24 protein-coding genes, 1 tRNA gene and 1 pseudogene are annotated in these 23,920 nt (G+C 53.6%); 9 read left to right on the top strand and 17 right to left on the bottom strand.

Annotated elements, in window-relative coordinates; genetic code table 11:
- Nucleotides 1-68: 68 nt before the first annotated feature.
- From ACPGUT_RS08530 to ACPGUT_RS08500, 7 genes are read right to left on the bottom strand one after another with little or no spacing between them, the layout of a single operon-like run.
- Nucleotides 69-995: an AEC family transporter gene (locus ACPGUT_RS08530; RefSeq protein WP_423990353.1), complete on the bottom strand. Its 927-nt coding sequence runs from the start codon at nt 993-995 to the stop codon at nt 69-71.
- Entirely contained in the window at nt 995-1,816 is an 822-nt protein-coding gene (locus tag ACPGUT_RS08525; RefSeq protein ID WP_423990351.1) for an MBL fold metallo-hydrolase, read from the bottom strand. The genes ACPGUT_RS08530 and ACPGUT_RS08525 overlap by 1 nt, the downstream gene beginning before the upstream one ends.
- Entirely contained in the window at nt 1,816-2,622 is an 807-nt protein-coding gene (locus tag ACPGUT_RS08520; protein WP_423990349.1) for a TatD family hydrolase, read from the bottom strand. The genes ACPGUT_RS08525 and ACPGUT_RS08520 overlap by 1 nt, the downstream gene beginning before the upstream one ends.
- A gap of 3 nt (nt 2,623-2,625) precedes the next feature.
- Nucleotides 2,626-3,771 carry a DNA polymerase III subunit delta' gene (locus ACPGUT_RS08515; RefSeq protein ID WP_423990347.1) on the bottom strand — a complete coding sequence of 382 codons (1,146 nt, stop codon included), beginning with the start codon at nt 3,769-3,771 and terminating at the stop codon, nt 2,626-2,628.
- Entirely contained in the window at nt 3,768-4,400 is a 633-nt protein-coding gene (gene tmk, locus ACPGUT_RS08510) for a dTMP kinase (protein ID WP_423990345.1), read from the bottom strand. Before tmk ends, ACPGUT_RS08515 begins: the two co-directional genes overlap by 4 nt.
- Before the next feature lie 51 nt (nt 4,401-4,451).
- Nucleotides 4,452-5,654 (bottom strand): D-alanyl-D-alanine carboxypeptidase family protein, encoded by a 1,203-nt coding sequence (locus tag ACPGUT_RS08505; protein ID WP_423990343.1) that lies wholly within the window; start codon nt 5,652-5,654, stop codon nt 4,452-4,454.
- A gap of 13 nt (nt 5,655-5,667) precedes the next feature.
- Complete coding sequence (locus ACPGUT_RS08500; RefSeq protein WP_423990341.1) at nt 5,668-6,474, bottom strand: SPOR domain-containing protein; 807 nt, start codon at nt 6,472-6,474, stop codon at nt 5,668-5,670.
- Between the two features lie 280 nt (nt 6,475-6,754).
- Here ACPGUT_RS08500 and ACPGUT_RS08495 point away from each other — a divergent pair.
- From ACPGUT_RS08495 to ACPGUT_RS08475, 5 genes are all read left to right on the top strand, one after another.
- Nucleotides 6,755-6,844: transfer RNA gene (locus ACPGUT_RS08495), tRNA-Ser, on the top strand.
- A 375-nt stretch (nt 6,845-7,219) separates the two neighbouring features.
- Nucleotides 7,220-7,654: an Lrp/AsnC family transcriptional regulator gene (locus tag ACPGUT_RS08490; protein WP_423990339.1), complete on the top strand. Its 435-nt coding sequence runs from the start codon at nt 7,220-7,222 to the stop codon at nt 7,652-7,654.
- Between the two features lie 129 nt (nt 7,655-7,783).
- Nucleotides 7,784-8,854 (top strand): homoserine dehydrogenase, encoded by a 1,071-nt coding sequence (locus tag ACPGUT_RS08485; RefSeq protein WP_423990337.1) that lies wholly within the window; start codon nt 7,784-7,786, stop codon nt 8,852-8,854.
- Entirely contained in the window at nt 8,854-10,266 is a 1,413-nt protein-coding gene (locus ACPGUT_RS08480; RefSeq protein ID WP_423990336.1) for an aldehyde dehydrogenase family protein, read from the top strand. Before ACPGUT_RS08485 ends, ACPGUT_RS08480 begins: the two co-directional genes overlap by 1 nt.
- A gap of 10 nt (nt 10,267-10,276) precedes the next feature.
- Entirely contained in the window at nt 10,277-11,437 is a 1,161-nt protein-coding gene (locus tag ACPGUT_RS08475; protein ID WP_423990335.1) for a M20 aminoacylase family protein, read from the top strand.
- Nucleotides 11,438-11,512: 75 nt separating this feature from the next.
- Here ACPGUT_RS08475 and ACPGUT_RS08470 read toward each other — a convergent pair whose 3' ends face one another.
- From ACPGUT_RS08470 to ACPGUT_RS08445, 6 genes are all read right to left on the bottom strand, one after another.
- Nucleotides 11,513-13,219, bottom strand: a complete 1,707-nt coding sequence (locus tag ACPGUT_RS08470) for an AMP-binding protein (RefSeq protein WP_423990333.1) — start codon at nt 13,217-13,219, stop codon at nt 11,513-11,515.
- A gap of 27 nt (nt 13,220-13,246) precedes the next feature.
- A complete protein-coding gene (locus ACPGUT_RS08465) occupies nt 13,247-15,127 on the bottom strand; it encodes an alpha/beta fold hydrolase (protein ID WP_423990331.1) in 1,881 nt (626 codons plus the stop codon).
- Nucleotides 15,127-16,014 carry a branched-chain amino acid ABC transporter permease gene (locus tag ACPGUT_RS08460; RefSeq protein WP_423990329.1) on the bottom strand — a complete coding sequence of 296 codons (888 nt, stop codon included), beginning with the start codon at nt 16,012-16,014 and terminating at the stop codon, nt 15,127-15,129. Before ACPGUT_RS08460 ends, ACPGUT_RS08465 begins: the two co-directional genes overlap by 1 nt.
- Entirely contained in the window at nt 16,014-16,793 is a 780-nt protein-coding gene (locus ACPGUT_RS08455; protein ID WP_423990328.1) for an ABC transporter ATP-binding protein, read from the bottom strand. Before ACPGUT_RS08455 ends, ACPGUT_RS08460 begins: the two co-directional genes overlap by 1 nt.
- A complete protein-coding gene (locus ACPGUT_RS08450; protein WP_423990326.1) occupies nt 16,786-17,523 on the bottom strand; it encodes an ABC transporter ATP-binding protein in 738 nt (245 codons plus the stop codon). Before ACPGUT_RS08450 ends, ACPGUT_RS08455 begins: the two co-directional genes overlap by 8 nt.
- A 128-nt stretch (nt 17,524-17,651) precedes the next feature.
- The gene (locus ACPGUT_RS08445) at nt 17,652-18,893 is read right to left on the bottom strand and encodes an ABC transporter substrate-binding protein (protein ID WP_423990324.1); all 1,242 of its coding nucleotides are present in this window, start codon (nt 18,891-18,893) and stop codon (nt 17,652-17,654) included.
- Nucleotides 18,894-19,024: 131 nt separating this feature from the next.
- On the opposite strand from ACPGUT_RS08445, the gene ACPGUT_RS08440 reads away from it, so the two are divergent.
- Entirely contained in the window at nt 19,025-19,747 is a 723-nt protein-coding gene (locus tag ACPGUT_RS08440; RefSeq protein WP_423990322.1) for a helix-turn-helix transcriptional regulator, read from the top strand.
- Nucleotides 19,748-19,816: 69 nt separating this feature from the next.
- Here the strand turns inward: ACPGUT_RS08440 and ACPGUT_RS08435 are convergent.
- The 4 genes and pseudogenes from ACPGUT_RS08435 to ACPGUT_RS08420 all read right to left on the bottom strand — a co-directional run.
- Nucleotides 19,817-20,020: pseudogene (locus ACPGUT_RS08435) on the bottom strand (IS5/IS1182 family transposase); the annotation flags it as partial.
- A gap of 119 nt (nt 20,021-20,139) precedes the next feature.
- Nucleotides 20,140-20,529, bottom strand: a complete 390-nt coding sequence (locus ACPGUT_RS08430) for a carboxymuconolactone decarboxylase family protein (protein ID WP_423990321.1) — start codon at nt 20,527-20,529, stop codon at nt 20,140-20,142.
- 11 nt (nt 20,530-20,540) lie between these two features.
- Nucleotides 20,541-20,828 carry a DUF1330 domain-containing protein gene (locus tag ACPGUT_RS08425; protein WP_423990319.1) on the bottom strand — a complete coding sequence of 96 codons (288 nt, stop codon included), beginning with the start codon at nt 20,826-20,828 and terminating at the stop codon, nt 20,541-20,543.
- A gap of 1 nt (nt 20,829) precedes the next feature.
- Nucleotides 20,830-21,513 (bottom strand): GntR family transcriptional regulator, encoded by a 684-nt coding sequence (locus ACPGUT_RS08420; protein WP_423990317.1) that lies wholly within the window; start codon nt 21,511-21,513, stop codon nt 20,830-20,832.
- A gap of 105 nt (nt 21,514-21,618) precedes the next feature.
- Between ACPGUT_RS08420 and ACPGUT_RS08415 the strand changes: the two genes are divergently transcribed.
- From ACPGUT_RS08415 to ACPGUT_RS08405, 3 genes are read left to right on the top strand one after another with little or no spacing between them, the layout of a single operon-like run.
- Entirely contained in the window at nt 21,619-22,221 is a 603-nt protein-coding gene (locus tag ACPGUT_RS08415; RefSeq protein WP_423990315.1) for an amino acid synthesis family protein, read from the top strand.
- The gene (locus ACPGUT_RS08410; protein ID WP_423990313.1) at nt 22,193-23,005 is read left to right on the top strand and encodes an alpha/beta fold hydrolase; all 813 of its coding nucleotides are present in this window, start codon (nt 22,193-22,195) and stop codon (nt 23,003-23,005) included. Before ACPGUT_RS08415 ends, ACPGUT_RS08410 begins: the two co-directional genes overlap by 29 nt.
- Nucleotides 22,998-23,915, top strand: a complete 918-nt coding sequence (locus ACPGUT_RS08405; protein WP_423990311.1) for a flavin reductase — start codon at nt 22,998-23,000, stop codon at nt 23,913-23,915. Before ACPGUT_RS08410 ends, ACPGUT_RS08405 begins: the two co-directional genes overlap by 8 nt.
- Nucleotides 23,916-23,920: the final 5 nt, after the last annotated feature.

Below are 23,920 nucleotides of genomic sequence, written 5' to 3'. Positions count from 1 at the left end.
AAAACCGGAAAACCGGAAAACCGGAAAACCGGAAAACCGGAAAACCGGAAAACCGAAAAACCGGAAAACTATAATAGTGAAAGCCACATCCATGCGGTCAGCACGCAGGCGGCGGTGGACAGCAGAACAGATGACGCTGCAACACGTTGCGCACGGCCATAAATCGACGCGAAGACATAAGCGTTAATACCCGGGGCCATAGCGCTTGTCAGGACCAGAGATCTGAACATTTCTGAGGGCAGGTCGTGGGTGCGGCCAAGGATCCAGGCCAAGGCGGGGTGCATAAACAGCGAAATTGCACAGACATATAGGATTACCCGCATATCGCCTTCGGGTTTATATTGTACCAGCACACCCCCGAGGCCAAACAGGGCCGCGGGCAGGGCGGCGCGGATCATCATATTGATTGCATCCGTCAGGGCAGTGGGGAGAGCGATGCCAGTAAAATTCACGAAAAAACCAAGCGTAATCGCAATCACCAGCGCGTTGCGGAACATAGCGTTTAGGATGGCCTTTAGCGTGTCGCGGGGACGCCCCCCCCGGTTGCGCACGATTTCCATCGCAGTGACGCCGATACCGTAACAGAAGGGGGCGTTGAAGGCGATGATCATATAGTTTGGGCCGAGGGCGGCTTCGCCAAAAGCCCGTTCGGTAATGGGCAGGCCGAGCAAAACGGTATTTGCAAACATGCAGCCAAAGCCGATAACAACGCTGTCTTCCCAGTCCCGCCCGAAAATATAGCGTGCGCCCAAAAGGCCCGCGACAAACCCAGCGCCGGATGCCCCATAGTAGGATAGCAAAAGGCCTGGTTCGAACTGCTGATCCAGATTCAGCGTGGCGATGGCGCGAAACAGCAGGCAAGGGATGGCAAATTGCTGGGTGAATTTCATCAGCCCTTGCACGCCTTCGGGTGAAAATAACCCGCGCCAGACTGCGACATAGCCAAACCCGACGACCAGAAAAACCGGTAAGATAACGTCGAGCAGGGCCTGCATTATCGGCCGTCCGGATCGGGGAGGGTCAGCACCATGCCGTCATAGGCGGCGCTGATGTGATCGGGGGTTTCGGCCTCGACCGTCGCATAGTCAAGATCAATGTGCATATTGGTCAGAACCGCCTGTTTCGGCTGCATGTTCTCGATCCAATCCAGGGATTTTTCCATGTGGATATGGGTCGGATGTGGATCGCGGCGCAGACAGTCCAGCACCCAGATATCTAGGTCCTGCACGTGCTCCCAGGCCTCTGGGTACATGTCAGACACATCTGGTAGGTATGCAAGGTTGCCGATGCGGAAACCATGGGCGTCAATACGCCCATGGGCCACAAGGAAAGGTGTGAACGTGATTTTACCTCCGTCACCATCGACAGTGATCGGGCCGTTGATCAGGTTCAAGTCAAGGATTGGCGGATAGGAAGATCCTTCCGGTTGCACAAAGACATAGGCAAATTTTTCTATCAGCTGGTCAGTGGTGGTCTGATCAGCCCAGACGGGCAGGCGCTGTTTCAGATTGTAAACCACCACACGCAGATCATCGATGCCGTGGATATGATCGGCATGGGCATGGGTGAAGATCACGCCATCCAGTGACCCGATGCCCGCAGACAGAAGTTGTTCCCGAAGATCGGGCGAGGCATCAATCAGCACGCGGGTTGTGCCGTTTTCAGTCACGCGTTCCACTAGCATGGAACAGCGGCGGCGGCGGTTTTTGGGATTGTCCGGATCGCACTGGCCCCATTCGCCACCGGGTTTATCAGACAGACGTGGAACGCCGCCCGACGATCCGGTGCCAAGCAGGGTGAAGCGCAGTTCCGCCATTACGCCGCTTTCCCAATGGCAACGGCCCGCGTGAAGATGCGTTCAAAATTGGCTTCGGTCCGGACAGCGAAATCGGCGTAATCCAAACCAAATACCTCTGCACCAATTCGACCTGTATGGGCGGTATAGGCGGGTTCGTTCCGTTTGCCACGGAAGGGTGTTGGCGCAAGATAAGGTGCATCTGTTTCAAGCAGCACACGATCAACGGGGACGGCTGCAAAAATATCGCGGACTTCCTGGCTGTTCTTGAACGTCGCGATACCGGACATGGACAGATAGAACCCCAGATCGATGGCAGTTTTGGCCAGTTCCGGGCCGGAACAATAGCAATGCATCACGCAGTCATAAGCGCCTTTGGCGTGTTCGTCAGACAGGATGCGGGCCATGTCTTCATCTGCGGCGCGGGCGTGAATGATCAGGGGAAGTTTTGTCTGACGGGCTGCTTCGATATGGATCAGCAGGCTTTCCTGCTGGATCGCTTTGCTTTCGGCTGTGTAGTGGTAATCAAGACCTGTTTCGCCGATACCTACGAATTTGGGATGTGCCGCCAGCGCGACCAGGTCTTCAACGGACACCAGTGGTTCGTCAGCCGCGCTCATCGGGTGGGTGCCTGCGGCCCAGTAAACGGGGGCGTAGGTTTCGGCAATCGCCTTCACCTGATCGACGTTTTTCATTTTTGTGCAGATGGTGACCATGCGCTGAATGCCTGCGTCCTGCGCACGGGCGATGACATCAGGCAATTCTTCTGCGAAATCTGGGAAATCCAAGTGGCAGTGGCTGTCGGTTATTACGGGCGTATCGGTCATCATTTATCTCGTGGCATGTTTCGCGGCAAGCGCGTCAATTTTCAATCCCATATCCAGCAGCAAGGCCGCTGGGTCAAGGTTCACGGCCTTTCCGTGGCGTGCGCGTGCACCCAGTTCCTGCTGGGCTTCCGCCCAAGCACGACCTGCATGCGGATTGGGGGACAGGCGAGTCAGGGTTGCGGCCTCACCATTGCAGGCTTCATGGGCGGGAGGACCTGCAACACCGGCGCGGGCCAAGCGGGCAATGAAGAAATCCAGCAGGCGCAGCAGCAGATCGAAATGATCGGCGTTTTTAACACCAGCGGCACTTTCTGCAAGGCGTAGAATGCCCGGACGATCAATGCCAGGACAGGTGCCAAACAGTGCCACGATATTGTGGTAAGCTTCCATACCGCCAAGGTTCAGGAGACGCAGGGCGGTGCCCGCAGAACCACCGGCAAGGGTGGCAAGCGCTTCGGTGCTGGCCGGGATTTCTGTGCCTGTCTCTGTTAGGGCCTGCGCCATATCCGCAGGGTTCAGTGGATGCAGGCGCAATGTCTGACAACGGGAACGGATCGTCGGCAGCAGGGCAGAGGGCTGATGTGAAATCAGCAGCAGCGTCACATCGGCGGGCGGTTCTTCCAGCAGTTTCAATAGGGCGTTTGAGGCTGATGTGTTCATCTCATCGGCACTGTCGACAATCACCACACGACGTCCGCCATCGGCAGCGGACATCATGAGGAAGTTCTTCAGTTCACGCACTTCATCAATGGTGATGACCGTTTTATGTTTGTCTTTCTTATGGTCCCAAGCCCGACGCAGAAGTTTCAGGCGGGGTTCGGACAGGGCCGCGATCCGTGCGGCAACGGGGTGGAATTCATCGACGTCGAGGTTTTCTGGTGTAGCCGGGGTAAGATCTTCGCCAAACAGTCCGCCGCCAGCATCCGCGTTCACAGGTTGTGTCAGCAGGAAACGCGCCATACGCCATGCAAGTGTTGCCTTGCCGATGCCCTGAGGACCAGTGATCAGCCAGGCATGGTGCAGATGACCAGCGTTAAAGGCTGTTAGAAATTCATTTTCGGCACTGGCCTGTCCAAACAGGATCTGCGTTTCGCGCGGGTGTGGGGCACCTTCAACGCGGTCGGCTTCGGGGATGTTGTCGTCTTTCATGCTGCCCCCGCTATGCGTGCCTGCACCACGGCCAGAATGTCTGAAGCCACGGCATCCATATCCTGTGCGCCTTCAATGATTTCGCAGCGGTCAGGGAATTCCTGTGCCAGTTGCAGAAAGCCCGCGCGCATTTTGGTCTGCAGATCTTCGCCAAAGCCTTCAAAGCGTTCCTCTGATGTCTGGCGGGACAGGGCGCGGGACAGGCCGGTGGCTGGATCCATATCGACGATGATGGTCAGATCCGGTTCACGTCCGATCATCAGGCTGTGCAGTTGATCAACGACACCGCGCAGATCGCCGCGTGAAATGCCCTGGTACATGCGGGTACTGTCTGCGAAGCGATCACAAATGACAATCTTACCGGCCTCAATCGCGGGGGTGATTGTCTTTTCCAGATGATCACGACGCGCGGCAGTGAACAGCAGAATTTCGCTTTCTGGGGACCAACGATCTGGATCGCCTTCTAGCACCAAAGACCGGATTTCTTCGGCCCCGACTGATCCGCCGGGTTCGCGTGTGTGCACAACCTCATGACCGAGATCGCGCAAAGTGGTGGCAAGTCGTTTGGCTTGGGTCGATTTGCCCGAACCGTCAATGCCTTCGAAACTGATGAAAATGCCTGTGTTCATATGGGTTCAATACAGGGGAAAAAGGGTGCTGACCAGAGGCAGCGACGGCGATCAGCCCGCGGGGGCATCAGACGTAAGGAAGCGACGGATCAGAACCGTTGCGGCGGCTTGCATACGTACAATAACACCGCCCTGGGGGACATCGCTTTTTGCCACCAGCGGGATCTGTGCATCGGGCAGACCATTGCGGGTTACAACAAGGGTTGCGACTTCCTGACCGGCTGTTAAGGGCGCTTCCAGTGGGGCGTTATATACAACCTGGGCCTCAACCGCGCCTGCGGATTGTGTGGCTGGGATCAGTACATTGGTGTCACGTGCAGCGACAAGGGCCACATCACGTGCAGCCCCCATCCAGACATTTGCCCGAATGACTTCCTGACCTTCTTCCAGCAGGGCCTGTTCGCGGAACTGACGGAACGCCCAGTTCACGACGGATTCTGCTTCTTCGGCGCGTTCACGTTCAGACTGCAGACCGGTGATCACAAATATAATCCGGCGTGTCCCCTGAACAGCTGATCCGACAATGCCGTAACCTGCTTCGTTTGTGTGACCGGTTTTCAGCCCATCAGCGCCGATATTTAAACGCAGCAGAGGGTTGCGGTTAAAGCGGTTGTCCGGTGCGCGCCCGTCAAAGGCAAATTCACGTTGGCCAAAATAACCGTAATATTCGGGGAACTCGGTGATCAGGCGTTTCGCCAATGTGCCGAGATCACGCATGCTCATCCGTTGGCCTGGGTTGGGCCAGCCAGAAGCATTAGCGAACATCGAATTGGTCATGCCAATGGCTTTGGCACGTTCATTCATCATGCGTGCAAACCCGTCTTCGGTGCCGCCAAGACCCTCCGCAATGGCCACGCAGGCATCATTGCCAGACATGACGATAACGCCCTGAATCAGCTCTTCGACAGTGGGGCGATCCCGTTCGTTCAGGAACATGGTTGATCCGCCCATGCCCGCAGAACGCGCGGAAACGCTGAATTGGGTGCCCATGGTGACGCGGCTATCACGCAGCGCTTCGAACAGCATATTCAGGGTCATGAGTTTTGACATCGATGCCGGGGGCAGGGCGACGTCGGCTTGTTTTTCAAACAAAACCGTGTCGGTTTTGACATCATAGATCCATGCAGCCGTGGCGCGGGTATCAAGCGTGGAAGCCGTTTGCGCCTGCATTGGCAAAGCCGCGCTGATCATGATGATTGCCAGTGCGAACAGATTTTTCACTGTGATTCGGAGGCGGTGGATTTTCCCTGTCATCAGATGTGTCCTCTCAGCGGCTGACGTAATAGGCGTCGGCGAAGCCCAGTTCTTTAACTTTGTTCAGCAAATCACTGCGTTGCGCGGTGGTGGTGGCGGGCCCGACGACAACACGCCAGAATTCGCGGCCATTGGACGTGAGAGAACGCACATCAGATGACATGCCTGCGGTGCGCATGGCTGTGGCTGTGTTGTTGGCGTTTGCTTCGACACTGAAGATGCCGATCTGAATGAATGGCTTACTGACTGTGGAGGTCGTGGCAGCAGCGGCGACCGTTGCCGGGGCCGTTTCCGTTGCGCCATCAATTGCAGCGGCAGCGGCAGCGATCGGATCCAGCTGCGTTTCGTCGATGTCATCGGGTGCGGAAATGGCCGCCTGTTCCGGGGCAGATTCGATCTCTTCAACGATCTCTTCCCGGCGCAAGGCTACCACGTTCAATTGTGCAGGCTGCCCGGCCAGCATGCCAAGGGCGGCGGCCGCTTCGGATGAGACCTGAAATTCAGGACCTGGGCTTAGGCGTTCGCGGCGAAACAAGGCGCCGACGACAAATTTCCCATCATTTTCGTTGCGGATGATCACGCGGCCAGGTTCGCTGACATCGGCATGGGCGACCCAGACACCCCCTAGAGACGGACGCCCATCCCAGAGACCTCGGTCATTTTTCTGAAACACTTCCGGGGCTTCGACATCACGTTCCACGGTGCGCGTGACCGTTTCTTCGGCTGCAGTTTCCGCGGCAGGAGAATTGCGTGGTTTAAACGGGTTAAACCCTTCGCCGTCCTGACAGCCCGTGAGAACGGCTAAACTGCTGAGAATCATGACGGAAGTTCTTAAATAATATGATGTTTTCATGCCTGCCACTTTATTGCCCTCAACTGCCCCGTTATCGTATTGGAAATATGCTTCGCCTGAGACCATCTGAACGGGTCCATTTTTGTGTGCTGAAACATTTACCTGATACACCCGGACTTTAGGTCCCGATTACCGGGATAATAGCCAGAGGAACGGCCCTTGGAAACCCTTGCGACAGGCCGAAGTGAAAAACAGGCGTTTTTCCCCCTTGCAGTCCCCGAAACAGGACGCTAAATACTGCCGTGTCGGAGGAGTGGCAGAGTGGTCGAATGCACCGGTCTTGAAAACCGACGAGGGTTAACGCCCTCCCAGGGTTCGAATCCCTGTTCCTCCGCCATTTTCGCTTGTGGCATTCATCTTGTTGATATTTAGCTATTTTTGCTATTTTGAATGTGCTGCTGCAGGCTTTCACACACGCTTGCCACACACATTTGACCTCTGAAGCGCCCTTGATCGCACTTGGCCAACCCTGTTTCGAGCGTCACGTATGAAATACGTCTCGGGCAGGGGGCGTTCCGTGATGTCGATGGTTCATGCAACAAAGCTATCTAAGGGACAGCAGTATTGTCGCCGCCCTGAAATCACGCCAACCAGAACTGGCAGTTCTGCCAGTTGTGAGAGCGGGTACTTGTTTTCATTATGACGCCCAACACATCGGTCGGTGAAGTGGTTGATTGGGGGAACGATGAAACGTGAAGGAAATAAGAGAGAAATGGATCGCACTGATCAGGCGATCCTGAACGAGCTTTCTGAGAATGCGCGTATTCCCGTCGCGGAACTTAGCAAGAAAGTAAATCTGTCGAGAAATGCCCTGCGAAACCGCCTGAGCAAACTTGAAGCCGATTCAATCATCAAGAAATACACAATTGAAAGAGGGGCGCCTGGCCCCAACGATACCGGCACAATCGGAATAATCATGATTGATCGGCGTGATCGGATGCGCGGGGCTGACGTGACCTCTGCGTTGAAAAAAATACCAGAGGTGAAAACCTGCTTCGTACTCAGTGGACGCTTTGACCTGATTGTTCAGGTTGAGGTCGAAAGCGCCGAGCGACTGAAACAAATTTGTGCGGAGATCTGGGATCTTCCCGGTGTGCAAGACACCAGAACCTATTTCGCCCTTTCCACCATCATCGACCGCAGATGAGCAAATCGGCCAACTGCAGGGCAGACCGCGCAGTCTGAGGGGCAGATTTGGTCACACTGGTCTCTGTGCACTGAGCAGACTCTTGAACAAAATGACCACAAGATGGACACATACGAACGGAGAACAACCATGAAATATCGTCTCGCATTGATTGGGTATGGCGGCGTCGCCCGTGCACTTGCTGAAATTATCAAAGAGCATGGCACACGTTTGCGCCAGGAACATGATCTTGACCTTTCGATTGTTGCAGTGTCGGATATGCGTTTGGGTTCTGCCCAGGATGCGGCGGGATTGCCCCTTGACGATCTGGTGAACCTACCGTCGAGCGAAGGGGCATTGTCCGGTTTGCCAGGAGGATCTGACGCGGCAAACAACGAAGCGATCATTCGCAATTCAAATGCAGATATTGTGGTTGAAGCGACTTTCACCAACCCCAAAACTGGGGAACCTGCGCTAAGCCATTGTGAATGGGCGCGTGAAAGTGGGAAGCATTTGGTGACAACCAATAAGGGACCTGTCGCCCTTAAGGGTGGCCAACTCTACGATCTGGCAAAACGAAATCAGGTCGGGTTCGAATTTGAAGGCGCTGTCATGAGCGGAACCCCTGTTATTCGCTTTGCTAAAAAATGCCTTGCCGGCAACAAGATCACCGGATTTCGCGGCATCCTAAACGGCACAGCGAATTATGTCTTAGGTCTGGTTGAAGAAGGCGCAAGCTTTGATGATGCCATCAAACAGGCACAAGAGCTGGGCTATGCAGAAGCTGACCCGACTGCGGATATTGGTGGATCCGATGTTTTGATGAAAGTTCTCATTCTGTCAAATCAGCTGCTTGGTCATGGTGCGGATCACACAACATCTGTTTGCAACGGACTTGGTGATTTGACGGAAGAAGATGTGCGTTCGGCGCGCAATGATGGGTTTCGTTGGAAATTGATCGGAGAAGGGCGTCTAGATGATGCTGGCAATCCAGCGATTTCAGTACGTCCGCTGCGATTGCCCGAGACTGACGCATTGGCTAGCGTTTCCGGCCCGACAAATGCCGTGACGTTTGAAACTGACCTTTTAGGCGATGTCACTGTGACCGGTCCTGGCGCAGGCCGGATCGAGACAGGATTTGCCTTGCTTTCAGACATCATCGCCATCCAGGAAGCCAGTAGACCTGCACGGTTTGTTTCCAAGAACACCGAGGTGGCGTAATGGCTCATAATACGAAAACCATGGAGCCAGAGTTCACCTCATCCATCGTTAATCCGGCAACGGGTAAGGTGATGGCAACAGTTCCCATTGCGCTGGATCAGGATATTGAGAAAGCCGTCTGCGATGCGAAGCGCGGCAGAGCGATTGCAAAATCTCTTTCCCGAGCAGAGAGAGCGCGTGTTCTAATGACTGTTGCTGAACTTGTTCAAAGCCGTGCTGAAAAATTTGCCAAGACCATTGTGATGGAAAGCGGAAAAACCATTCGCCAAGCCCGCAAAGAAGTTGCACGCTGCGTGAACACACTGACGCTTTCTGCGGAAGAGGCGAAGCGACTGGCAGGGGAAGTCATTCCGTTTGATTCATTCGCAGGAAATGAAGATCGCGACGGGTATTTTCTGCGCGATCCACTGGGGATTATCCTTGCGATTACGCCGTTCAATGATCCGCTTAATCTGGTCGCTCACAAGTTAGGCCCGGCAATTGCTGCGGGCAATACGGTGATCTTGAAGCCATCATCGCTCACGCCACTGTCGGCATTGGCACTGACCGAATGCTTTCATGAAGCGGGCCTACCAAAGGAAGTGTTGTGCGTCGTCACCGGTGACGGGGCAACGGGCGATGTTCTTGTCCGTCATCCAGAAATCGCAATGGTTTCCTTTACTGGCGGTTCGCAGACGGGAGAAAAGATCACGCGTGCGGCAGGTCTTAAACGGATGTCGATGGACTTGGGGGGCAATGCACCGGTGATTGTTATGCCGGATGCTGATATTGCAGATGCGGTCGACGCCTGTGTTTCTGGTGCATTCTGGGCCTCAGGGCAAAACTGTATCGGTACGCAAAGAATTTTCTGTCATGGCGACGTCTTCGAGCAGTTTCTGACGCTCTTTAAAAACGCGACGGTGAACCTGGTGTTTGGCGACCCAATGGACGATATCACCGATGTCGGGCCTATGGCCTCTGCGGTTGAAGCGGAACGTATTGAATCTTGGGTCTCTGAGGCAATCGAACAGGGGGCGGTCCTGGTCACAGGTCACAAACGTGACGGCGCCTTTTATAGCCCAACCGTTCTGACCAATGTGCCGGAAAATGCGAGTGTTCGCTGCGAAGAGGTGTTTGCCCCGGTTGTGATCATCGAGGCTTTTGATGAATTGTCTGAGACGCTGAACAAAGCAAATCAGCCAGACTTCATGCTGCATGCCGGAATTTTCAGCAATGATTTGCGCGTCATTCAAACTGCGATCGAAACGCTGGATGTGGGGGGCTTGATGATCAATGACAGTTCAGATTTTCGGTTTGATGGCATGCCTTTCGGGGGATCTAAGCGCGGCAGCATCGGGCGCGAAGGTGTCAAATTCGCGGTCGAAGAAATGACGCAAACCAAAGTTGTCTGCTTTAGAAGACTTGCTGAATAAGGACGCAAAAATGACCGCATCCTTTGAATTGGCAACATGCAAAGACCAAGCGATTGCATGGCGGCATGACTTCCACATGCACCCGGAAATTGCGTTTCAGGAACATCGGACTGCGTCTAAGGTTGCCATGACTTTGCGGTCGTTTGGGCTTGATGTTGTCGAAGGGCTGGCCGGGACTGGCGTGGTGGGAACTTTAGCAGAAGGCGATGGTCCGTCCATCGCCCTTCGTGCCGACATGGACGCTTTGCCGATCATTGAGGAAAACACCTTTGCACATGCCTCGAAAACTCACGGGTGCATGCATGCCTGTGGTCACGACGGCCACGTTGCGATGCTATTGGCTGCGGCGGGTCATTTGGCGCAGACGCGGAAATTCAGGGGAACGGTTCACTTTATATTCCAACCCGCCGAAGAGAACGAAGCCGGTGCGAAAGCCATGATTGATGACGGTCTATTCGATCGGTTCAACGTGAATGCCGTATATGGAATGCACAATTGGCCGGGGCTTGCTGTTGGGGCGTTTGAGACATGCGAAGGGCCGATCATGGCGGCATTTGATAGGTTTGAGTTGGCAATCAATGGGCAAGGCACGCATGCAGCTATGCCCCATCTGGGGCAAGATGCGGCGCTATGTGCCAGTCAGCTTGTATCGGCATTGCAAACAATTGTCAGTCGCCGGCTCAATCCGATCTCGCCTGCAGTCGTCAGTGTTACCAAGATGCATGGCGGGGACACTTGGAATATCTTGCCCCAAAGATTCACCTTGGCTGGGTCGACGCGGCATTTTGATCCTGCGGTTCAAAATCAGATCGAGACTGAAATATACCGAATATCACAAGGCATCGCGATGATGGCTGATGTGGCGATTTCTTTTGATTACCAGCGCTTTTATCCCGCAACATTTAATTCCCCAGCGGAAACCACATTGGCGGGGCAGGCGGCAACTGCGCTGGTCGGGGCGCAAGCCTTCTCGGCAAATGCAGAACCATCACTTGGATCTGAGGATTTCGCGTTCATGCTTCAAAAGAAACCAGGATGTTATATGCGGGTCGGCAATGGTTCGGCCAACGGGGGGCGCAACCTGCACAGTCCGACGTATGACTTCAATGATGCGGCGTTGATGCCAGGCGCGGCGTATTGGGTGAAGCTGGTGGAGACATGTTTAGGCTGACGTAATACAGCATGTCATTTTACCTTTTCCACCCAATACAACATCAAACACCTAAAAGGCGTTCCGTCGTGAATTTTACGCCTCTTTTTCTAACATTTCCTGCATCATTTTCCGCATGATGAACTTCTGAGGTTTACCTGTTATTGTCATCGGAAGCTTGTCCACGATCCGGACATGTTTGGGGATTTTGTAATGTGCGATTTGTTCATTACAGAATTTCACCACGTCTTCAGAACACAGCGTTTCCCCTTCTTTCGTGACGATCCATGCACAGACTTGTTCCCCAAGCTTTTCGTGCGGAATCCCGAAAACCTGAACTTCGCTGACCTGTGGATGGCGATACAAAAACTCCTCGATTTCGCGAGGGTAGATGTTTTCACCGCCGCGAATGATCATATCTTTTACGCGGCCCGTAATGGTGCAAAACCCTTCTTGGTCGATCACCGCCAGATCACCTGTATGCATCCAGCCATCTTGAATACTTGCTTTGGTTTGCTCTGTGTCTTCCCAATATCCCTGCATCACGGAATAACCATGGGTGCACAATTCACCTTGTTCCCCTACGGGTAAAGTTTCGCCATTGGGGCCGATGATCTTTACCTCAAGATGTGGGTGCACACGCCCAACCGTTTCACAACGCTTGTCTGTCGCGTCATCAACAAAGCTTTGGAAGGAAACCGGTGAAGTTTCCGTCATCCCATAGCAAATTGTCACTTCGCGCATATTCATGTCACTGTTGACGCGCTTCATGACATCTACGGGGCAAGGCGCACCGGCCATGATCCCTGTGCGCAGAGACGACAGATCACGTGGTGTCTGGTCGATTTCTTGCAGCATGGCAACAAACATCGTTGGAACGCCATAAACGGCGGTGCAACTTTCTTTTTCCAGTGTCGCAGCGGTCTGAGCGGCGTCAAACCCTTCGCCTGGAAAGACCATTGTGGCACCCTTGCTGACCACCCCCAACACGCCCATGACCATGCCGAAACAATGATATAGGGGCACGGGAATGGCCAATCGGTCCTGGCATGTCAGGTTGATGCGATCGGTAACAAATCGGGCGTTGTTGACGATGTTATAGTGACTCAGGGTTGCGCCTTTTGGATTTCCCGTCGTGCCAGATGTGAACTGAACATTGATTGGGTCATTCGGTTTAAGCTGGGCTTCAAAAACGTCCAATTCTTGTAACAATTCCGGTGTTGCCAAACCAAGAAGGTCGTCAAAGCGTATCACCTTGCCTGGGGCTTCTTCGCCCATCACAATGACATGCTCAAGCATTGGGAGGCCATTGGCGCAAAGTGGGCCTGTTGTTGCTTGATCCAACTCAGGCGCAAGGGTTCGGATCATTTCAAGATAGTCAGACGTCTTGAAAGATCGCGCAAGAATCAAACCTTTGCAGCCAACCTTGTTCAGCGCGTATTCCAATTCGCTGAGGCGGTAAGCTGGGTTGATATTGACCAGAATGACCCCGATGCGCGCAGTTGCAAACTGGGTCAGAACCCATTCAAATCGGTTGGGCGACCAAATACCAAGTCGGTCACCTTTGCGAAAGCCCTTTGCCAGAAAACCCGCCGCAAGCCGATCGACCTCTTTGGAAAAGGCCTTATATGTCAGACGCAGATCTTGCTCAGGAAATACGACGGCCTCTTGGTCTGGATGTTGATCTACCGCCTGCGCGAGAAGCTCAGATATGGTTTGCACGACAAGTTTTGGCTCAAGCGGTCCTTTAACATGTGACATGCCATTTTCTGGAGCCAATGGAAGCGTTTGTTGCTCAGTCATTGTGAATATCCTTTACAATTCTTCCGCTCATCTGGGTGCATCAGTTGTTTTCTGATCCACCGCGGTGTTGCTTTCAAGAAAAGCAAAGAGCGCTAGATTGAATTCGTCTGGTTTGTTGAAAAATGGCGCATGCTTCCCACCTTGGATGTCCTGAGGCGCACCACGCCAGAGATTGCCGAATTTCAGACGGGCAATATAGGCATGGTTCAAAAAGGGATCATCGCTGCCATTGAAGATCGCAAAAGGGAATTTTCCTTCAGCCAACATGCGCATCTGACGGGGCCAATCCACTACGCCCAGTTTGGTCAGCGCATAAACCCGTGCCCGTCCGTCAGTTCGGCCCAAATTGCGGTGCAGAAAGGCGCTCTCTTCGGATATTGGCGCAGTTGCATTATCTGCATAGTCACGCGCTTCATGACGAGAGAAATACTGCTTACTGGCCAAAACAAGATGCCCATCAGGGTTGTAACCACGGCCAAAATCATCTGGCACCTTATTAAGTGGCGGTGTGCCAGCCAAGGCGACAGCGTTCACCTTCACGTTCTCACGCGCGGCAAGTTCTAGCGCCACATAGCCGCCCAAAGACCAGCCAAAGATACTGACATCTGTCACATCAAGGCTTGCAAGAACTTCCTCGCCGACCTCGGCATAGGCTGCGATGTTATAGGCCGTTTCCGGATCCGCATTGTCCGACATACCATGCCCAGGCAGATCAAATGCGATCACCCGATGCGTTTCAGAGAAAGCTTTAAATTGCTTGTGAAAGGCTTCTTTACAGGCAGAATTCCCGTGCACAAACAATAGGGCGGGCTTATCTACAGCGCCATTGTCAGCAACCGAAATAGCACCGTGACGCGTTTTAACAGAACGTTCAGTTGCTGTTGTCAAAGCCTCGCGGGCAGGACGTTCACGGCGACGCAGGGCAAGCAAGATACGGGTGCGAATTGTGTCTGCCAACTCGCGGATTTCTTGCAACGCGGCCCACAACCCACCGGGGTAAAACACAACAACCAGAATGATCGCGACAGCAATGATGATATTCTGCCAGGCGCCAAAACCTGACAGCCATTCGGTTAGAACTGATATGGCAAATGCGGCGATTACAGGTCCCCAGATCGTACCTGTTCCGCCCACAAGCATGATCGACAGAAGGATCGTCAAAAAGCCCATGCCAAATGCATCTGGCGAAGCCACGCGCAGATAAGCTGCATAGAAAGCGCCAGCCATCCCTGTGAAAATAGCACTGCACATTAGTGTCAATGCGCGTGTGCGAGCTTCAGAAACGCCGCGAGCAATCGCATAGTATTTGTTGTCGCGCAAAGCCACGATGGAACGCCCAAGCCGGGATCGTGTTAGAGCATAAAGGAACCCGATATTGGCCACCAAAAGCACCAAGCCGACGAAATAATATCCGATGCGCCCATCTTTGGTCAGGCGATAGTCCCCAATTTTTAGGGTTGGAAGTGTGACCATGCCGGATGTCCCGCCGGTCACATCAGACCAGGACACGATGATCAGATAGATAAGTTGGGTGAAAGCAATGGTAACCAAGATGACGTATATGCCGTCCAGCCTGAGCACGGGAAAGGCGATCAAGAGCGCCACAATCGACGCCACGAGCCCGCCAGCAGGGATAGCAAGCCAAGGTGACAGTCCCAATGTTTTGGCAAGGATCGCATAAGTGTAGATGCCGACGGCAAACAGGGCCACATGCGCAAAGTTGAACAACCCGCCATATCCAAGGCTAAGATCCCAGCTGGTCGCAACGATGGCAAAGACAAACGCCAAGATCATCACATGTCTGAAGTAGGTTCCTTCAAAGAAGAACGGAAAGGCGACAAGAAGCCCAAGGGCGCCAATGATAGGCAGCAAGCCCTGTGTCTTGTGAAGAGGTGGATCATAACGCATTAGAGAGTCCTCTGATGTTTACCGAACAGGCCTTCAGGCTTGATCAGGAGTACGACAATCATGGTGAAGAACAGCACCGCCGGAGCCATGTAGAGGCCAACGAAATAGACCGAGAAAGCCTCAAGCAGGCCAATGATAAAGGCGGCATAGATCGGGCTTGAGAAACGCGCGACCCCACCAAAAATCACCACGATAAGGGCCTTCATCAGGGGTTCTGCCCCCATGGCTGGGTTCATAAATCGGATGGTTCCGACAAAAACTCCGGCCAGTCCGGCGGTCACGGCGGCCAAGCCAAAAGCCGTTGCAAAATATAGGGGAACATTCAGGCCCAGCAGTTGCGCGGCATCGCGATTTTGCGCAACAGCGCGCATGGCACGACCCGCGCGGCTTTTCTTTAAGAACAGCCCAAGGCCAATCAGAATGGCCATCACAAGCCCCAGAAGAAGCAATTCACTGACTGCAAATTGCAGACCAAAGAGATGCGCTTTGCCTGTTGTCAATTGTTCGATCTGACGTGACCGTGGGCCCCAGATCAACAGCAAGCCGTTTTCAATGATGGCAGAGCCGGCCAATGTGGTGATGACAGAAATCAACACAACATCGGCGCGCCGTTCAAACGGTTTTACGAGAAGGAAGTGAATGACCACGCCAACGGCAAACATAACCACACAAGTCAGCGCGATTGCCGGTGCCATAGGTAAGCCAAGCGCATCGGCATTGCTGAATTGCCAGGCGACATAGGCACCCAAAGCGATGAATGCCCCATGGGCAAAGTTGAAAATCCCAAGTGTGGTCCAAACCAGTGAAAGGCCCGTCGCCATCAGCGCATAAAGCGCGCCAAGAACAAGACCACCCTTCAAGATCGCAGCTAAAGTAACGATATCCATTAGTGATGCTCCCCAAACAAAATGACCATCAATTCGTCATGGTTGGGCATTTCTTCACGGCTCATTCGGCCAGAGATCCGTCCATGATCAAAAAGATAGAGTGTGTCGATGATTTGCTCGAGAAAGGCGACATCTTGGTCGATCAAGATGATCGGAAGCCCGGTTTCCCGAACGCTTAGAACCGCGTCGCAAAGTTCTTGTCTGATCTTTGGGGACAGTCCCAATGTTGGCTCATCTAGGATAAGCAGTTTAGGTGCTGACATAAGCCCCGCGGAAACTGAAACCATCTGCCGTTCACCACCAGACAGGAACCGGATTTTATGGGTCCAACGTTCCGCAAGACGCGGGAAAAGCTCTTTGACCTCAGCAAGCGACCAACCTTTGCGCCCCATGGCGGCGGTGCCTGAAATGGATAGGGTTTCTTCAACCGTCAGTTCCGGAAACAACAGGTTCCCCTGTTGAACATGCACAAGTCCAGCACGCGCCACATTCTTGGGATCCATCCGACGACGCGTGATGGCGTCATAGTTGAAATTGCGCCACTTGCGACTGCCGCGTTCGCCTTTTTTATTGAGGCGTTCATTGCAGAAAAAAATGTCCCCGGCCCATGGGTCAATCAAACCGCTCAGGGTTTTCAGGAGCGTCGTCTTGCCGTGGCCATTTGGCCCGAAAATGCCAATGGATTCACCGGCAGCAACTTGCAAGGTTACATCCTGAAAGACCTGTGTCGGTTCATAACCGCCTGACAAAGATCGGATGTCTAAGATTGGATCAGGCATGTGCGCCTCCCAGATATGCTTCGATGACTTGAGGGTCTTGCGTCACTTCGCCAGGCAATCCGTTCGCGATGACCTGCCCTTGATCAATGATGAGAAGCTGATCGCTGACCTCCATCAACAGGGCCAAGACGTGTTCGATCAAAACGATGGTCACGCCGGAGGCTGAAACCTCCAGAATGATCTCTTTCATGGCGTCGATTTCCGGGCCTGTCAGGCTTGAGGCCGGTTCATCCATCAAAAGTACTTTAGGCTTCAACGCCAAAGCCGACGCAATCATTAACTGCTTACGATAAAAAACTGGTACCGAGCCGGCTTTGACGTTGTGCATTGTTGGCGGAAAGCCAACAATCTCTAGGGCCCTTTCGGCGCGGGCCACTTGTTGCGAAAACCCAAGTTTGGGTGAATGACTTTCAACTGCGACCAACACATTGTCGATGCAACTGAGGCTATCAAAAACATTTTCACGCTGAAATGTCCGCGCGATTCCCGAAAGGCTGATCGCATGCGGGCTGGCTTTTTGCATTTCTTGCCCATCAAGCAAAACCGTGCCGTGGGTTGCCCCAAATGGCACACGCGTGATGACATTGAACAGTGTGCTTTTGCCGCTGCCATTGGGGCCTGCGATACCAAATATCTGGCCGGATTTGACATCAAAGCTGACATTATCCACGGCTTTCAAGCCGCCGAAGTGCTTCGAAATGCCTTGAATACTGAGACGAGGATTTTCCATCGGGGTTCCTGCAATTCTGTAAGTTATTCGCGAGGATGCACCTCAGCTGAATGAAATGCGTTCACCACAGGAAGAGAGGGGGTGGTGAACGCTTTGCGCTACAAAGGGGGTTTGTAGCTAGGGAGACTTCATTGCTCGGCTGTCACCCAAGGTGGCAGGCGGAAGTCACCATTCGTGTATTGCTCAGGGCCAACCAGAACACGTTCCCCTTCCCAGATCTGCCAAAAGCTGACTGGAATATGATCGTTGCTTTGCAAGGCAACGTGGGTTTCGGGATTGAATTCGATATTGCCAGCAACCGTTTCGACCTGGGTTTCACCAATAGCTGTGCCAATGGCGTCATGATCTGTTGGATCACCCACTTGTTCCAGGGCTGCAAAATACATGTTGGTCATCTCATAAAGACCAACACCATAGGCACCGGATTCAAGGTCGAACTTATCCTCATAGGCCGCCAACAAGTCCTGCGCGCGGGGCCATTTAGGCGAGTCGAGCGGACCATTGATCAGATTATAAAGCACGCCGGTAGATTGCTCGCCGGTGAGGTTAATAAATTCTGGAACTGATGGGGCATATTGCAAAAACATCAGGCTATCGGTCGGGTTCTCAAGAAACTGCTTAAGAAACAGCGCTGAGTTGCCTGGGATATAGTCTGTGTTGACGATCAAATCTGGGTTGGCTTCTGCAACCTTCGCCAGGATCACTTTCCAATCGCTCACTTCACCGAAGGGAACCAATTCATCGACAACAACGTTCCAGCCACCTTCAGAGAAATCAGTTTTCATGCCCTCAGAGATGGTCCGGGAATAGGGGTTGTCCGAACTGATAATCGCAACAGTTTTGTCATCGATGATGAACGTACCGCTTTCGCCGATCGCTTCCACCATGGGGCGGACATCGGTTTCGTAGCCTTTGAACGATGCAGTGTAGGACCAGCAACAATTGTAATACTCAGGGTCTTGGCTGACGATGGCCTCAAATCCTGGGCTTGGTCCGGCTGCGATGTACGGCATGTTTTCTTCGGCCATCAGATCGACCTCAAACATGGACAGGCTAGCGTACCCGGTCAGGATGACCTCAACTCCATCTGTTCCTAGCAGGCGTTCAACCGCGCTGGAAACATTTGCTGCGGAATGATCCTTTACGTCGGCCACTTCGATTTCAAAGGTATGACCTGCGACGCCGCCATTTGCATTGGCTTCCTCAACGGCCCATTGAACGCCGCGGATGAACTCCTCCCCATCCGAAGCTGTGGCACCGCTCAAGGGGGCGAGGACACCGATTTTGACAACATCAGCACTTGCCACCCCTGCGCAAAGCGCAAGCGCTGACGCCGACATGAACATCCGTAGACTAAGTGGTTTATGCATTTTTTCCTCCCGAAAATTACCTGTTGAGTATTCGGCGGGAAGAGGCTTGCAGCAACTGGTAGATCTACTAGTTCTGCATATCTGAAAAGATTACCACGCAAAAAACAAACTGATGTGCTATGCCCTAAAGTATGAAAAAAATCGGAGATATCGACTTCACACCCGAGTTGCTTGGTGTTGACGCCCAAGCGGCCCAAGAAGAGATTCGTGCCTTTTTGGACGGGCTGGGGTTGAGCGATTTCAGTTTTGCTATCACATCCCAAGGGGTGAACGCGCCGGTGAACCCAGGTTTTGAGTTGGAAACAACATATGATCCCGAGTGGGAAGAGCGTTACCATCAGAAACGTTATGACACGATCGACCCTCTCATTCAAAAATCCAAACTTGAACGGCGTCCCTTTTTTTGGGGTGACGGCGAATTTCTGAAACGCCTGACCAAACGTGAACACCATTTCTTTATGGAAGCGCGCGAATTTGACGTCAGGGTGGGATGTTCATTTCCAATACGCGAACGCGATGGAACGGTGGGGCTGGTGACATTCACGGCCAACGACGAGGACACACTCAAAACCGTCTTTCGCGAAAACGGCACCAAGCTGTTGCTTGCATCGCATCAAATTATGGATCTTCTGTCCCAACCTTATGAAACCACGGAGCAGGAGAACCCCCTTTCCCTTCGAGAGCGAGAAGCTTTAATTTGGGTGGCACAAGGACTGACAAGCGAAGAGGTCTCAGACAAGATGTTCATCTCGGTTTCTGCGGTGAATTTCCATTTGAACAACTCAACCCGCAAGGTCCACGCGCGAAACCGTCACCACGCAGCTTTGATCGCACTTCAAAACCAGTTCATCTAGGCTCAGGATACAAAACCAGAATATGACGGTTGCGGCGCGCGCGCCGGCGGAGAGGAATACCCTAGGGCATCAGTCGTAACGAGTGGCCACGCGCCGCCAATATTCCAGACGGCCAAACATGATCTCAATCCCATTCGGTCTTTTGTAGCGACGCTTATCGTACTTGATGGTTTTCTCGGGTGTCTCCCGGCTAGGGATACAAGGCGTTCTGCCTATATCTACTATGGCTTCACGGAACCAATTCGCATCACAGCCATGGTCCCCGAGCAGCCAGTAAAGATTGCCAATAAAAACCCCTCAATTTGGGAGTTTGAAACACACAGATCCTACGGCTTCTAGTGACTTAATGGCTCCTGAGTCTAAGGGCACTTCATATAGCGTAAATTACTCGCTTACTCTGAGGTTGGTATGAGCCCTCGTTCTTCCAGGACTTTGCGGGCAATGCGGAAACACTCAACACCCTGTGGCACGCCACAGTAGATTGCGATCACGTGGATGGCGGCGCGGATCTCTTCCATGGTGCAACCATTGGTGATCGCCCCATTCAGGTGCAGTTCCCATTCGTGCATTTTGCCAAGTGCGCCGATCATCGACAGGTTCATCAAGGAACGTGTTTTGACATCAATCGCCTCATCGCCCCAGCCAAAGCCCCAACACCATTCGGTCATGGCTTCCTGAAACGGGCGGTTGAATTCATCTGCTGCGGCAAGGTTCTTCTCGACGTATTCCGCGCCCAGGGTCGCTTTGCGTTTGGCAAGGCCGGTTTCAAATTTATCGGTCATGGCGTGTCCTTTCAATCCAGCGCTTCGATTAGCGCGATATCTGCAGTGCATGCATCGGCGCGCGCGGCACGGGCTTTGCGATACATGTCGGAGGCGTAGCAGGCGCGGGCGGCGTCCATGCTGGGGAATTCAATGATCACACGCCGTTCCCAGCGGGTGCCCTCCAAGGTTTCCGCATCGCCACGAGCAAGAAAACATGCGCCGAATTCGGCAAAGGCTGCAGGCGCAATGGCTTGGTAGCCTTTATAGGCGTCCGGGTCGGTGACGGTGACATTGGCGATCCAATAGGCTTTGGGCATGTCAGGTGCTTTCTTCTTCGGCCAACACGCGTTCTGCGATCGTGGCGGTATCGTTCAGATGGGCGTGCACGGCGGCCTGGGCTGCATCTGCATCGCCCGAGGTTATGGCATCGCAAATCGCTTGCATATGCGATGGGCCGGGTTTTGCGCGATCCGATGTGGCAAGGGTCAGCATGCGAAGGCGGCTGATGCGGCCATTCAGACGTTGCACGATGTCCCAGGCCACGTGATGACCGGCACCTTCAAAGATCTCGGAATAAAAATCAGCGGTTGCACGGAACAAGGCACCGGGGGTTTTATCGGAGAACCCCTGTTTTAGATGGGTCAGGGCGGCCTGAAGGGATTGCGCGCGCTCGGGTGTGATCTGTGTTGCACAGGTGCGGGCGGCGGCGGTTTCAAGCATGCGGCGGATTTCGTAAATTTGGCGCGCGTCTTCCCAGTTCATCAATGCAACAATTGGGCCGCGCCCAGGCAGGATTTCCACCAGACCTTCGGCCTCAAGATAGCGGATGGTTTCGCGAATGACTGTACGGCTGACGCCAAGCTGTTCGCACAAAGGGCGTTCCACCAGACGGTCTCCGGGCTTGAAATGCCCTTCAATTATGGCTTCGCGCATACGTTCCTGAACCATGTCACGCAGGGTGGCAGGTGGATGTTTGATCTTTGAAAGTACTGTTTTGTCCATGATGCGGGGATAGCAGTGCTATGCGCTAGGAGCAAGGCGGGATTGACATATGGTCATATGGTATACCATAAGACACTTAACGAATCGAAACTGTAAGGTGCCGCTATGCCCGCTGAAATCCGCAAAACCCTGCTTCATGTTGAAAACACCCTGATTGAAGGTGGTAAGGTTGCAGAAACCCCATTGAAGATGATCGCTGCGATTGCTGTGATCACGAATCCATGGGCAGGGAAGGGCTTTGTCGAAGACCTGAAGCCGGGCATCTTGGATTGTGCTCCGGGCCTTGGGTCTCTGTTGACAGACATGATCCTGGATGCTGCCGGTGGTGGTGACAAAGTCGAAGGCTACGGCAAATCCGCGATTGTTGGCGTGAATGGCGAAGTCGAGCACGGCTCTGCCCTGATCCACACCCTGCAGTTCGGGAATTTCTATCGCAACGCGGTTGGCGCGAAATCTTACCTGTCTTTCACCAACACCCGTGGTCCTGCGAATGCATCATTGCAGATCCCGCTGATGGATAAGAATGATGGCGGTAAGCGCAGCCATTACCTGACCATCCAGACACAAATCGCCGATGCACCTGCACCGGATGAGATCGTGATCGCACTGGGCGCATCCATCGGTGGCCGTCCACATCACCGGATTGGTGACCGTTATCAGGATCTGAAGGAACTGGGTCATGACGTTGACAACCCTGCAGCTGTCTAAGCCATACGGCAATGTTGCTGTTCACACGGCGGGCGAAGGCGACCCTGTGGTTTTAATCCACGGGGTTGGCATGCGATCCGCGGCTTGGGGGCCGCAGGTCGAATTCCTATCGCAGACCCATCGTGTGTTTGCCATTGATATGCCTGGCCATGGCGGCAGCGATGCCTTGCCAACAGGTGCGCAATTGCCGGAATTCGTGGCTTGGCTGCATGCGGTTCTGACGGGGTTGAATATCGGCCCTGTGAACCTTGCGGGTCATTCCATGGGGGCGCTTGTGTCTGGTGGGTATGCAATTTCACATCCGAATATGGTGGCGCGTGTTGCACTTCTGAACGGTGTTTATCGCCGTTCTGACGCGGCCCGTGCGGCGGTTGTTGCCCGTGCCGATGAGATCAGCAAAGGCAGTTTTGATCTGGAAACACCTTTGACACGTTGGTTTGGCGACAGTGATACCGACAAAGCCGCCTGTACGTTGGTGTCTGGCTGGCTGTCGCGCGTGAACCCCGATGGATATGCCACGGCATATGGCGCATTTGCGCGCGGTGATGCGACTTATGCGGATCGCTTTGGAGACATCACTTGTCCGCTTTTAGCGATGACGGGAGATGGGGATCTGAATTCCAGCCCTGCGATGTCCGATGCCATGGCGCAAGCTGCCCAAAAGGGGCGCGCGGTCATCATTAAAGATCACCGTCATATGGTTAACCTGACCGCGCCTGATCAGGTGAACGAGATACTAAAAAATTGGCTGAACACCCCTGTAAGCGGAGGACAAAATGACTGAGATCGATCCACGCGCCCTGCGCAATGCCTTTGGGGCCTTCATGACGGGTGTGACTGTTGTGACAACCCATGATCAGGATGGCAACCCTCTGGGGTTCACCGCGAATTCCTTTACATCCGTGTCGCTTGATCCGCCGCTGGTGTTGGTCTGCCTTGCGAATTCTTCCCGCAATTATGACGCATTTAATGACGCAACCGGTTTTGCGGTGAACATCTTGGCTGAGGATCAAAAAGAGGTGTCAAACACCTTTGCCCGTCCGGTGGATGATCGCTTTGCAGCGGTAGAATGGAAAAACGGCCCACAGGGATCGCCTGTGTTTGAAGGGGTGTCCGCTTGGTTTGACTGTACTATGTTTAACCGCGTGGAAGCCGGGGATCACCTGATCCTGATCGGCGAAGTCAAAGCGTTTGAGAACAACACCCACCCCGGTCTTGGCTATGCACGTGGCGCCTATGTCACCCCCGCAGCAGAGGCCGAAGCCCTAAGCAACAGTGCAAACCTCGTGGTGTCCGCACTGATCGAATATGAAGGCAAGGTTCTGTTGTCAGGCAATGACGCCGGCAAACTGACCCTGCCTGAGATGAAAGTCGGGAAAGAAGGGGCGACCGAGACCCTGAAACGTCTGATCGCCGCAGCAGGCGTCACGGCGGAACCTGGATTTATCTATTCCGTTTACGAAGATGAAGCGCGCGAAACGCAACATATCTCGTTCTTATGTCAGGCCAGCGGCGATGCTGCCAGCCAGGGCATGTTCACTGAACTTTCCGAAACAACGTTGATGGATATCGCAGACCCGGTGGTTTGCACGATGCTTGAACGGTTCGCGCAGGAAAGCCAGATGGGCAATTTCGGGGTATACTACGGAAACCAGGTCAGTGGCGAAGTGCGCCCGCTGACATCACGGAGCTAAAGAAA

It is taken from the genome of Halocynthiibacter sp. (assembly GCF_049608145.1).
Classification (GTDB): Bacteria; Pseudomonadota; Alphaproteobacteria; order Rhodobacterales; family Rhodobacteraceae; genus Halocynthiibacter.
Note: the sequence above shows the minus strand (reverse complement) of the source record. Positions and strands in the feature narration are given on the sequence as shown.